The following is a 12,798-nucleotide window of genomic DNA, read 5'->3' as shown; positions in this document are numbered from 1 at the left end:
CGCCTCCCCAAATAAATACTATAACCGCGAAAGGGGCGCGATTGGGTCTTTCATCTGCACGACAGCATCTGCGAGACAGGTAGCGTTATTGGCGCCTATGCCAAGGGAATCCAGTAATGACCATAGAAACTGAGAATACTGTACACACCAACCTGAGCCGTGCTCAGCTGGTTGAAAAAGCGATCGAACGCGGAGAAGGCCAGCTGGCTGACTCAGGCGCGCTGGTCGTGACTACCGGCAAGCGCACCGGGCGCTCGCCGCTGGATCGTTTCATCGTTAATGAGCCAAGCACCAGCGATGAAATTGACTGGGGCAACATCAACCGTCCGTTCGATTCGGACAAGTTTGATGCCCTCTGGGAGCGGGTTGAAGCCTATCTGGCCGATCGGGAACAGTTTGTCTCGATGGTTCACGTTGGCGCCGATCAGGGTCACTACCTGCCGGTAAAAATGATGACACAGACTGCCTGGCAGAATCTGTTTGGTCAGAACCTGTTTATCCGTCCTGCGGACTACAACCCCAAGGGCAAGGAAGAGTGGCAGATCCTCAACGTTGCAGGCTTTCGCTGTGACCCTGAGCGTGATGGCACCAACACCGATGGCTGCGTGATCCTGAACTTTGCCAAGCGCAAAGTACTGATCGCCGGCATGGAATACGCCGGTGAAATGAAGAAGGCGATGTTCTCGGTGCAGAACTTCCTGCTGCCGGAAAAAGACGTTCTGCCGATGCATTGCTCGGCCAACGTGGGCGACGACGGCAGCACGACGCTGTTCTTCGGTCTGTCCGGTACGGGCAAGACCACATTGTCCGCTGATCCTGAGCGTTACCTGATCGGTGACGACGAGCACGGCTGGGGCAAGGGTGTTGTCTTCAACCTGGAAGGTGGCTGCTATGCCAAGACCATCAACCTGAGCCAGAAGAACGAACCTATCATCTGGGATGCGATTCGCTTTGGCGCCATCGTTGAGAACGTGGTTCTGAATGAAGCCCGCACGGCGGATTACGTCGATACCAGCCTGACCGAGAACGGTCGCTGCGCCTACCCGCTGGAGCACGTTGAAAAGCGTACCGAGCACAATTTGGGTGGCGAGCCACAGGCCATTATCTTCCTCACCTGCGACCTGACCGGCGTGCTGCCGCCAGTGTCTATCCTGAGCAAGGAAGCGGCGGCGTACCACTTCCTGTCGGGTTACACCGCACTGGTAGGCTCTACCGAAATGGGTTCAGGCGGCGGCATCAAGTCGACCTTCTCCACCTGCTTCGGCGCGCCTTTCTTCCCGCGTCCTGCGCGTGAGTACGCCGATCTGCTGATCAAGCGCATTGAAGAGTTCGGCTCCAGGGTCTATCTGGTGAACACCGGCTGGACGGGCGGATCTTACGGCACCGGAGATCGCTTCAGCATCCCGACGACCCGCGGCATTATCGCAGCGATTCAGAGCGGTGCCCTGATTGACGTTGAAACCGAGCAGTTGGATGGTCTGAACCTGAGGGTACCAAAGTCCGTACCTGGCGTTGAAACCAATCTGCTGAACCCGCGTAATACCTGGGCAAACAAAGGTGCGTTTGACGCCACTGCCAAGGATCTTGCCGGACAGTTCGTCGAGAACTTCCGCAAGTTCAGCGGTGTTGACGAGAAAATTGTGGCGGCAGGGCCGAGTCTGTAAGCAGACTCTGCACAGCTTAAAAAAACCGCCCGGGGTTACCCCGCGGCGGTTTTTTTTGTTCTGGATTTATCAAATGGCTGTTGCTGTTAGCTGAACTGCAGTTTTATCCCCACTGATTTCAGGTATTCGGCTTCCTGCTCCAGATCGGCCTGCGTTAGCGGCTGCTGCTCTAGCCAGCCTGCGGGAAAGTACAGTGACAGTTGTTTGTCTTCGACAGCCAGTTGCACGGGTGGAAGCTTGTTGGGGCTGCGGTTGCGGTGCAGCAGGCTTGCCAGACGCAGCAGAATCGCCAGGCGGCGGCAGGCCTGCTGGCGGCTGTTGGGCAGCTGTTTGAAGTCGTCCTTGGGGAATTTGCGACGGTGGCTGCGCGCAAGTAGTGCCAATTGCTGGCGGTCCAGGTTGGTAAAGCCCGCGATATCAGAGTTCTGCAGCAGGTAGGCGCTGTGTTTGTGGTACTGGGCATGGGAGATGGCGCGGCCAATTTCATGGGTGTGCGCGGCCCAGCGCAGCATCTGGGCGTGCTGGGGCTCGTTCAGACCCCAGCTGTCGCGCAGCTGCTCCAGGGCTTGGAGTGCGCTGCGTTCGACGCGTTCGGCCTGGTGACGGTCTACTTGGTAACGACGTACCAGCATGCTGATGCTGCGCTCTCTGATGTCTTCGTGTTGCAGGCGTCCGGCCATTTCGAATAGTAACCCCTCTCGCAGTGCGCCCTCGGAGCAGGCCATCTCGCGTATGCCCAGTGAATCAAAGGCGGCACAGAGGATGGCCAGCCCTGCGGGCAATAGAGCCCGGCGCTCGGCTTTAACTTCGGTGATCTCATCGACGTGGCGATAGCCGAGTATTCTCTGGCGCAGCTGGTCCAGCGCCCGAGCCGTAATGTGTTCTTCGCTGAGTTCCAGGTTTATGCAGGCATTGCGAATCGCTTTGATGGTGCCGGAGGAGCCGACACAGTTGCTCCAGCCGAGGCGCCTGTAGCGTTTCTGAATCGACATCAGCTCACGCAGGGCTGCGTAGGTGGCTTTCTGGAAGGCCGCCTTGCTGATTTGTCCGTCGTGGAAATATCGCTGGGTAAAGCTGACGCAGCCCATTTCGAGGCTTTCGAGCGCGCGGGGCTGAAATTTCTCACCCAGTATCAGCTCAGTACTGCCGCCACCTATGTCAATCACCATGCGCATGCCATCTTGCGGCGGGCGGGTCTGACACACACCGAGATAAATCAGTCGTGCTTCTTCGCGACCTGGAATGATTTCCAGGGATGTTTGCATGATGACTTCGGCCCGCTCGAGAAACTCGCGGCTATTAACAGCCTCACGCAGGGCGTTGGTTGCCACTATGCGGATTGCTCTGCGTGGCAGGTCAGCTACGCGCTGTGCAAAGCGTGCCAGGCACTCAAGGCCACGCTGCTGGGCCTCTTCGCTCAGCACCTTGTCGGCATCAAGGCCTGCGGCAAGCTGGACCTTTTCCGACATCACGTCCTGCAGTTTTATTTCACCGTCTATTAGCTGAGCGACGACCATGTGGAAACTGTTGGAGCCAAGGTCGATCGCCGCCAGCAGGGAAGGGGGTTTTAGTGCGGCGGATAAGGGAGTCGTATCATTCATCTTTCTGGTGCATACCATGCCACAGGAACAGAGCGGCTAAGAATATCAGAATAATATGACCATCGATGTTTTTCTGGCCGGGGTGAGGTCGCCTTTACGTAGCCTGAAAACGTCATGATCCGCGCTTAGTGTTCACATTTTTTTTTGTGCAATGGTATCATCGGCAGCAGTTGAGGTTATCCCGGCATTATTGTCCCATCCTATAGTAGGAATTTGGGGTCGGAATTTCCGCAGAAGCACTAATATGAACACCTCGCGTGTTTGGAGAATGGATCCTATGAGCGAAAACATCGTTAACGTGACCGATGCATCTTTCGAAGAGGAAGTGCTCAAAGCAGAGCGCGCGGTGCTGGTTGATTACTGGGCTGAATGGTGTGGCCCCTGCAAGATGATTGCACCGGTACTGGAAGAAATTGCCAAAGATTACGAAGGCAAGCTGAAAGTTTGCAAGCTCAATATCGATGAAAACAACGAAACACCGCCGAAGTTCGGTATTCGTGGTATCCCGACCCTGATGCTGTTCAAGGGTGGCAATGTTGAAGCGACCAAGGTGGGCGCTCTTTCCAAGTCCCAGCTGGCTGCCTTTATCGACGCCAACCTCTGATTTGTGATCCGGAGGGCGGAAATGGATCGGCGCCGCCGATTTATATTTCTTGCCCTCCAGTCTAGACAGCCGCCACCCAAGCCTTTATATTGACTGCGACTGCTGGGTACTTGTCACCCCCTTTGACAAGCTTCAGACTCCCAGTCATTAGTATCGACCTCTGATTTTCTCCTGTTTTCCACTCTAACTTGGTCATTCGTGGCCCTTCTCCAAAGCATATGAATCTAACCGAGCTCAAAACAAAAAGCGTTCCGGAGCTTCTGGAAATCGCGCAAGAAATGGGAATGGACAACCTTGCCCGTTCTCGTAAACAGGATGTGATCTTCGCAATTCTGAAGAGACACTCCAAAGGCGGCGAAGATATCTCTGGCGACGGCGTTCTCGAGATACTGCAGGATGGCTTCGGCTTCCTCCGCTCCGCTGATTCATCCTACCTGGCTGGCCCTGACGATATTTACGTTTCACCGAGTCAGATCCGCCGTTTTAACCTTCGCACTGGCGATACCATTACCGGCAAGATCCGTCCGCCGAAAGATGGTGAGCGTTATTTCGCGCTGCTTAAAGTCGACGAAATTAACTACGACAGGCCGGAAAACGCCAAGAACAAAATTCTGTTCGAAAACCTGACGCCGCTGTTCCCGCAGGAACGCCTGCGCATGGAAATCGGCAACGGCAGTACTGAAGACATCACGGCCCGCGTTATCGATTTGGTATGCCCTATGGGCAAAGGCCAGCGCGCCTTGATCGTGTCTCCGCCAAAAGCGGGTAAAACACTGATGCTGCAGAATATCGCCAGCAGCATTACCCGTAACAGCCCGGATTGCCACCTGATCGTGTTGCTGATCGATGAGCGCCCAGAGGAAGTAACCGAAATGCAGCGCACGGTGCGCGGCGAAGTGGTTGCCTCTACCTTTGATGAGCCGCCGTCGCGTCACGTGCAGGTCGCTGAAATGGTGCTGGAAAAGGCCAAACGTCTGACTGAACACAAGAAAGACGTGGTGATACTGCTGGACTCGGTAACGCGTTTGGCGCGTGCCTACAACACGGTGATTCCGTCGTCCGGCAAGGTACTGACCGGTGGTGTCGATGCGCATGCACTGGAACGTCCCAAGCGTTTCTTTGGTGCGGCTCGTAACATCGAGGAAGGCGGCAGCCTGACCATTATCGCCACCGCGCTGGTTGATACCGGCTCGAAAATGGACGAAGTGATCTACGAAGAGTTCAAGGGTACCGGTAACTCCGAAGTACACCTGGACCGTAAGGCTGCAGAGCGTCGTATGTTCCCGGCGATTAATATACGTCGCTCAGGCACACGCCGTGAAGACCTTCTGACGACCGAAGACGAAATGCAGCGCATGTGGATTCTGCGTCGTCTGCTGGATCCGATGGAAGATACCTCCGCGACCGAGTTTGTCATCGACAAGCTGAAGGACTTCAAGACCAACAACGAGTTCTTCCTGTCGATGAAACGCCAGTAAGCGTTGTTCCGGAATTGGAAAAGGGTAAGCCTGTGCTTACCCTTTTTTATGTTTGGAATGTCCGGTCACTCATTTGTGTTTCTGCCTGCCCGGTTTTTTTGCCCTGGTAATGGTTCTGCCGCAGAGACACTGTAACGACTGAAGTTTATCGATTATGTCCTCACCCAAATATAAAGACCTGCGTGACTTCATGGCGATGCTGGAAGCGCGCGGTGAGCTCAAGCGAATTTCCCAGCCGATCGACCCCAAACTCGAAATGACCGAAATATGCGACCGCACCCTGCGTGCGGGTGGCCCGGCATTGTTGTTCGAGAACCCCAAGGGCTATGACTATCCGGTACTGGCCAACCTGTTTGGTACGCCGCAGCGAGTGGCGCTGGGTATGGGGGAGGAGACGGTCGAGGCGCTGCGCGAGGTGGGCAAGGTACTGGCGCAGCTCAAAGAGCCTGAGCCACCCAAAGGCATGCGAGATGCCTGGGAAAAACTGCCGATCTTCAAGCAGGTGCTGAACATGGGTCCCAAGGTAGTGAAGTCAGCCCCCTGCCAGACCCATGTGATCGAAGGCGACGACGTGGACCTGTACAAGCTGCCGATCCAGACCTGCTGGCCCGGCGACGCCGGCCCTCTGGTTACTTGGCCGCTGGTTATTACCCGGGGTCCTAACAAGGCGCGTCAGAACCTGGGCATTTACCGTCAGCAACTGATCGGCCGCAACAAGCTGATTATGCGCTGGCTGGCACACCGGGGCGGGGCGCTGGATTTCCGGGAATGGAAAGAGCAGCATCCCGGCAAACCATTCCCTGTGGCCGTGGCGCTGGGCGCGGATCCTGCGACCATTCTGGGGGCGGTAACGCCGGTGCCGGATACGCTGTCCGAGTACGCCTTTGCCGGCCTGTTGCGCGGTGGCAAAACCGAGGTGATAAGCTGTCTGGGTAACGATCTGCAGGTTCCTGCCAGTGCGGAGTTTATTCTGGAAGGGCATATTCATCCCGACGAGATGGCGGATGAGGGGCCCTTCGGCGATCACACCGGCTACTATAATGAGGTGGATCGTTTTCCGGTATTCACCGTCGATCGCATTACGCATCGCAATCGGCCGATTTATCACAGCACTTATACGGGACGTCCGCCGGATGAGCCGGCGATTCTGGGTGTGGCCTTGAATGAAGTGTTCGTCCCTATCCTGCAGAAGCAGTTTCCGGAGATCATTGATTTCTATCTGCCACCGGAAGGCTGCTCGTACCGCATGGCGGTGGTGACAATGAAGAAGCAGTATCCGGGTCATGCCAAGCGCGTGATGCTGGGTGTCTGGTCCTTCCTGCGCCAGTTCATGTATACCAAGTTTGTGATCGTTTGTGACGATGATATCAATGCGCGGGACTGGAACGACGTTATCTGGGCTATTACCACTCGCATGGACCCGTCGCGAGATACGGTACTGATCGATAATACGCCGATAGACTATCTGGATTTTGCGTCGCCGGTGTCGGGTCTGGGGTCGAAGATGGGACTGGATGCCACCAACAAGTGGGAAGGCGAGACCCAGCGCGAGTGGGGTGTACCCATCCGCATGGATGATGAGGTCAAGGCTCGAATCGACTCCATCTGGGATGAACTGGGTATTTTGGGTGACTGAAGAGCCTCGCCGGGTGTTGCTGGCAGGCGTGAACCGGGTGATTGAAACCTACCCCGGTGAAACCCTGCTGCAGGCGCTGGAACGGCTGGGGTTTGGCATGCGCCGCAGCTGTCGTAACGGTGTCTGTGAAATTTGTGAGGTCAGCCTGTTGCAGGGGGAACTGCAGCAGCGTTATCCAAGGCGCCATCTGTGTGCGCCACCGCCGGGTGTCGCGGCGGGCGATATGTTCGCCTTGGCCTGCACCAGCGTGCCGTTGACCGACGTTAGCGTAAAGATAAAGGGACTCAAACTCCCTGGAGAAGTAGTAGTGAAGAAACTGAACTGTGACATTACCTCGGTCGAGGTGCTTAACCGGGATGTGTATCTGGTTCGGCTGCGCCTGCCGGCTACAGCGTCACTGGCGCTGGAGTTCCAGGCTGGGCAGTATCTGGATATATGCCTGCCCAATGGCAAAAAGGCTTCGTTTTCGATCGCCTCTGCCCCTGAGCTGGAGCGCATGCTGGAGCTGCATATTCGCCTGCTGCCGGACAGCGAGATGTCCTGTGCCGTAATGGCGCACCTGCAGCAGGAAAAAACGGTAGATATAGAAGCCCCCAAAGGCGTCTGCTGTCTGAATGCAGCAACGCTGGCTGCCGATGACCGGCTTGTGTTTGCGGCGGCCAGTACGGGCTTTTCCCAGATCAAGAGCATGGTTGAGCACTTGCTGGCTCGCCAGGTCAAAAACCAGATTCGCATTTACTGGGGCGCACGGGATGCCACGGATCTCTACCAGCTGGCACTGCCTGAGCAGTGGGCCCGGGAATATCCCAATGTGCATTTTGTTCCGGTGGTCAGTGAGCCTGAGCTGAACCCTGAGTGGGTCGGTCGTACTGGTCTGCTGCCCCAGGCCATGCTGGAAGACATGGATCATTTTGCTGATACCCAGGTCTACGCCAGCGGATCACCGGCCATGGTGTATGCGCTGCTGGAAGCTTGCGAGCAGCATGGCATGGGTGCCAATCAGCTGCATTCAGATGTGTTCGCCTACGCACCCAGACCCGCCAGTTAACCCTGCCCGCCTTGCCGTGGCCATGCAATATGGCCGCGGCAGCTGTGTGGACCCGTTTTATCTCCCTTGCATCGAATCCCGTAATACACCGACCCCTGCGCCACTGTTATCTCAAGCCCTGCTTTTTTTGCTCCAGCCGTAATGCCCTTGTGTTACTCCCATCTGCGCTCATTTTGAATTTTCTTCGGATCGACGATTTTGCAATACGCAAAATGCATCCCGTTTTACGCTGCAGAATGTGAGTCGACGCCAGAGACCACTAGGAATCGGCTGTCGATACAAGTCAGGTCTCGGTTTCCTAAGGAATTGTTTATCTTGGCTCGATATTTGCTCTATTTACTGTATCAACAATAAATCGGGAGTTTGAGATGAAAAGAAGAGCCGCTTTGATGGCCATAGGTCTCTGCCCCCTGTTAGGCGCTGCTTCATGGGCGTCGACGGTTTCGCAGTCTGAACTGAGTGTTGATTCCGGGCTGTTACCCCAGCGTCTGATGTTTGGTGTGGTGCCGCAGCAGTCCGCCTACAAGCTGGCACGCATCTGGCTGCCGTTGCTTGCCGAGGTGTCGAAGCGTTCAGGCGTTGAAATCATCTTTGCCACGGCACCGGATATACCGACCTTCGAGCAGCGTGTACGCGAGGGTGTTTATGACCTGGCCTATATGAACCCCTACCATTACACCGTGTATCACCAGAGTAATGGTTATGAGGCTCTGGTGCGCGCCAGAGATCAAAGTATTCGCGGCATTTTCGTTGTACGCAAAGACTCGCCGCTGCAGTCGCTGGAGGATTTGAATCTGGCGGATCTGGCGTATCCGGCGCCGGCGGCCTTCGCCGCTACCATCCTGCCCCAGGCGACACTCGCGGGTCTGGGCGTGGAAAGTCGGCCTTTTTATGTCCTGTCCCACGATGCGGTATATCGCGGCGTGGCGGCGGGCCGATTTGTAGCCGGTGGGGGCATTCAGCGCACCTTTAATTCTCTGGAGCCCGAGGTGCGGGACCAGTTGAGGGTGCTCTGGACCTCCCCGGGCTACACCCCGCACCCGATAGCAGCGCACCCCCGGGTGACGGACGAGGTACGGCAGCGGTTGCTGGCGGTATTCAGTGGGCTTGCTCAGGACGAAAAAGGCGCAACGCTCTTGACCGCGCTGAAATACAGCGGCTTTCAGGTCGCGTCCGATAACGAATGGGATGATGTGCGGGCTCTGCGCATTAATCGACTTGAATAGTCATGGCGCATAGCCTGGGAGGAATGCAATGTCGTTCCGACTGAAAACAATACTGGGTATAGCACTCATGCAGGCCGTGGTAATGGCCCTGCTGGTCTGGCTGGCGACCTATTACATGGATAGCTGGATGCTGGAGGCGGTCGATCGCCGTGCCAACGATACCAGTCGTCTGTTTGCCACTATGTCCAAAGACGCTTTGATCTCGACGGATCTGGCAACGCTGGAAGAAATGGTGGCCGAAGTGGCTGCGCTGCAGGAAGTTGCCTATGTCGAGGTTTCCGACAGCAACGGTGTTCTGGCGTCCAGGGGCGAGGTTACTGCCGCCGACCAGGGGGCTGTTCTGGCAGTGGCAGCAGGTGTGGAAGAGGCTGGGTACAGTTTTGGCAAGATCCGGCTGGGTTTTGATACGACTTTTCTGCTGCAGCGGCTGGATGAGGCCCGCTGGCAACTGAGCTTGATAGCGCTGGTCGGTATGGGATTGTTATTGCTGGCGTCCTGGTTTCTGGGAGCTCATCTGACACAACAACTGGTACGGCTGCAGAGCCATGCCAAAGCGGTAGCCAGTGGTGAAACACGCGAAGAGCTGGAGGTACACGGCAACGATGAGCTGGCGGTCACAGCGCGTGCCTTTAACAGCATGCTGAATTCGCTCAAGACGGAACAGAAAAAGCTGAGTGCCAAGGCACATGAGGCGCAGGTGTTGGGCGAGCTTAATGCGCGCGGTGAAATTTATTTGCGTACGGTGCTGGAGTCCGTTGTCGACAGCATTATCACCATTGAAAATGACGGTGTGATCAGCCGGGTGAACCCTGCCACTGAGGAGTTGTTCGGCTACGACGCCGACGAGTTACTCGGCCGCAATGTGGCCATCCTGATGGCTGATACTGACAAGAATCACTTTTCCGGCTACAGCGTGCGGGATATAGCCGCGCTATCGTCGGACTATCTGGGCAAGGGACGGGAGATCAAGGCGGTGCGCAAGGATGGCTCCGCCTTCCCTATTGATATATCGGTGTCGATCATGCGTCTGGAGGGCAGAGATGTCTGCGTCAGCATGATTCGCGACCTGACACTGAAGCAGAAAATGGAAGCCGAAGTACGTCGCTCCGGGCGAATCAAGTCCATGGTGGCAGATGCCAGTCTGGATGCGCTGGTTACCATTAATCTTCAAGGCCTGGTGGTGGAATACAACGCCGCTGCTGAGGCACTGTTTGGCTGGAGCCGCGAAGAGATGATGGGGCAGTTAATGGAGGACTACCTTATTCCACCGGAAATGCGCCAGATGCACAGCAAGGGGATGGCGCACTTTATTGAAACCGGTGAAGGGCCACTGGTTGGCAAGAGGATCGAAGTTGAGGCCATGAGTGCTGATGGTCAGCGCATACCTATTGAGTTTTCACTGGTTGCGGCTGCAATTGACGGCGACTGGCACGCCACCGCGTTTATGCGCGACATCAGAGGACGTCTGGAGGCCGAGCAACAGCTCGTGCAGGCCAAGGAGGATGCCGAGCAGGCATCACACGCCAAATCGAGGTTTTTATCCCATATGAGCCATGAAATTCGCTCGCCTCTTAATGCTGTACTGGCGGCGGTGCACCTGGTCGCGGAGCGGGTAGAGGACACAGAGCAGCGACACCTGCTGCATACGGCCCAGAGCAGTGGTGCGGCCTTGCTGGCGGTGATCAATGAGGTTCTGGATTTCTCCAAGATTGAGTCTGGCCACCTGGATTTGGTTCACGGTGAGCACAACCTTACTGAGTTGGTGGAAGAAGTGCTGGGTGCTGCCCAGACGCGTATGCGGACTTCAGGGGTGGAATTGCTGGCCAGTATTGGTGCTAGCGCTCAGGGGCGGCTGGTGACAGACCCGGTGCGGTTGCGCCAGATCATAAATATTCTGGTCGATAATGCACGCAAGTTCACAACCCAGGGCATTATCGAGGTCAGAGCCGAGCGTAGTAAAAGCGCGGACGATAAGGACCTGCTGTGCATACGGGTAAGTGATACCGGTGTCGGCATTCCGCTGGAGCATCAGGCCTCGATCTTTGATGAATTCGAGCAGGCTGAATCTGGCCGCGAAGCCGACCACGGCGGCACAGGGCTGGGTCTGACTATCGCCAGTCGTCTGGTGGGGCTGCTTGAGGGAAGTATCGGTGTCACCAGTGCGCCGGGTAGGGGTAGTTGCTTCCAGGTGGCTATTCCAGTTGTGTTCAAGGACGCCGAGCCAGTCGTGCGCAAGCTAGACCCGCAGCTGAACCTTGTTCTGGTCTCGTCCAATACGGTATTTCAGGACGTATTTGCTACCCGCCTGGGTAGCTGGGTCAAGTCGCTGGTGGGCGTTGCCAGCCTGAAAGAGCTGCACAGGAAGCTGGACAGCTTTGACGACGAAGAACGTGCTCAGACTCGCATCATGATCGATGAGTCTCTGCTGCAGCAGCTGGGGGCGTTGAATTTGCCCGGGTGGCTGGTGAGCTGGCCTACACCTGTAGCGATTCTGACACGGCCGGAAGTGCGCTGGCCTGCGACTCTGTCCAGCGATGCCTATCGGCTGGTAAAGCCGATTAGCTGCTCCAGGGTCTATGCGTATCTGAATGGTGATGGCATGCCAGAAATGGTTTCACCTGTTGTCGAAGGTAAACTCAGCGGGCGGGTACTTCTGGTCGAGGATATAGAGGCCAACCGCCTGGTAGCGACTGAATTGATGAGCCGGCGCGGGCTTGAAGTTGAAATTGCCTGCGATGGACTTGAAGCGCTGGAAAAGGCCCAGGACAGCCTGTTCGACGTTATTCTGATGGATGTTCGCATGCCATACATGAACGGGATCGAAGCGGTTGAGCGTTTGCGCAGTGGCGATGGCGTTAACGCGGATACGCCGATTATCGCGCTGACTGCGAATGCGGAGAAATCGGAGATTGATCGCTGCTTCGCCGCAGGCATGAATGATTTTATCAGCAAGCCATTTGACGTTGAGCGTTTGCTTGGGCTTCTGGCGGAGTTCTGCAGTCGGGACGAGGCCGCGGATACGCAAGCACCGAATGACGTGGCAGAGCCGGATGGCGCTGAGCTCGACCTGCTGGATCGAGAGGTGATTACGCGTTTGGAGCGGGATACTTCGGCGGAGATTGTGCTGGTGATGCTGGATGCCTTCATCGTAGAGCTGGGGCAGCGTCGCAGTGACGTGGCCCAGGCGACGCTGGATCAGGACCAGGTGTTGCTGGCAGAATCGGCCCATGCGCTCAAGGGATGCTCCGCGACCTTTGGTGCCAGGGAACTACAGCAGTCCGCTGGCAAACTGGAGGCTCTGTGCATACAGCCGGATGCGTTTGATGAGGTGATGCAGCTTGCCCCCAGGGTGTTGAACCTGCTGGATCATACGTTCAAGGAGTACCGCAGTTTGCGCGAGCACTACCGGACCGGCACTAGCGACACCGCCATAGGGCAGGAAAAAATCCTCTGATAACCGCTTCTTAGTATGAAAAACCGCGACCTGGAGTTGCGGTTTTTTTGTGCTGTGTTTCGTTACATAGAACCACTATTCACAAGC

General features: G+C 56.3%; 8 protein-coding genes. 7 read left to right on the top strand and 1 reads right to left on the bottom strand.

Annotated features, from left to right (window positions below):
* Positions 1 to 116: 116 nt before the first annotated feature.
* A complete protein-coding gene (locus MPRO_RS09460; protein ID WP_067290929.1) occupies positions 117 to 1,664 on the top strand; it encodes a phosphoenolpyruvate carboxykinase in 1,548 nt (515 codons plus the stop codon).
* Between the two features lie 86 nt (positions 1,665 to 1,750).
* On the opposite strand, the gene MPRO_RS09455 is transcribed toward MPRO_RS09460, so the two are convergent.
* Entirely contained in the window at positions 1,751 to 3,265 is a 1,515-nt protein-coding gene (locus tag MPRO_RS09455; RefSeq protein WP_067290925.1) for a Ppx/GppA phosphatase family protein, read from the bottom strand.
* 277 nt (positions 3,266 to 3,542) lie between these two features.
* Between MPRO_RS09455 and trxA the strand changes: the two genes are divergently transcribed.
* The 6 genes from trxA (at position 3,543) to MPRO_RS09425 (ending at position 12,711) form a co-directional block, all read left to right on the top strand.
* Positions 3,543 to 3,869, top strand: a complete 327-nt coding sequence (gene trxA, locus MPRO_RS09450; RefSeq protein ID WP_020682427.1) for a thioredoxin TrxA — start codon at positions 3,543 to 3,545, stop codon at positions 3,867 to 3,869.
* 218 nt (positions 3,870 to 4,087) lie between these two features.
* A complete protein-coding gene (rho, locus tag MPRO_RS09445) occupies positions 4,088 to 5,347 on the top strand; it encodes a transcription termination factor Rho (protein WP_067290922.1) in 1,260 nt (419 codons plus the stop codon).
* A 154-nt stretch (positions 5,348 to 5,501) separates the two neighbouring features.
* The gene (gene ubiD / locus MPRO_RS09440; RefSeq protein ID WP_067290919.1) at positions 5,502 to 6,983 is read left to right on the top strand and encodes a 4-hydroxy-3-polyprenylbenzoate decarboxylase; all 1,482 of its coding nucleotides are present in this window, start codon (positions 5,502 to 5,504) and stop codon (positions 6,981 to 6,983) included.
* Positions 6,976 to 8,031: a 2Fe-2S iron-sulfur cluster-binding protein gene (locus MPRO_RS09435; RefSeq protein ID WP_082708609.1), complete on the top strand. Its 1,056-nt coding sequence runs from the start codon at positions 6,976 to 6,978 to the stop codon at positions 8,029 to 8,031. The genes ubiD and MPRO_RS09435 overlap by 8 nt, the downstream gene beginning before the upstream one ends.
* A gap of 368 nt (positions 8,032 to 8,399) precedes the next feature.
* The gene (locus MPRO_RS09430) at positions 8,400 to 9,257 is read left to right on the top strand and encodes a phosphate/phosphite/phosphonate ABC transporter substrate-binding protein (protein WP_245635060.1); all 858 of its coding nucleotides are present in this window, start codon (positions 8,400 to 8,402) and stop codon (positions 9,255 to 9,257) included.
* Positions 9,258 to 9,285: 28 nt separating this feature from the next.
* Positions 9,286 to 12,711 carry a PAS domain S-box protein gene (locus MPRO_RS09425; protein ID WP_067290915.1) on the top strand — a complete coding sequence of 1,142 codons (3,426 nt, stop codon included), beginning with the start codon at positions 9,286 to 9,288 and terminating at the stop codon, positions 12,709 to 12,711.
* Positions 12,712 to 12,798: the final 87 nt, after the last annotated feature.

The sequence above is a fragment of the Marinobacterium profundum genome, assembly GCF_001528745.1.
Taxonomy (GTDB): domain Bacteria; phylum Pseudomonadota; class Gammaproteobacteria; order Pseudomonadales; family Balneatricaceae; genus Marinobacterium_A; species Marinobacterium_A profundum.
The sequence above is the reverse complement of the archived record's forward strand: the minus strand, read 5'-3'. Positions and strand labels throughout refer to the sequence as shown.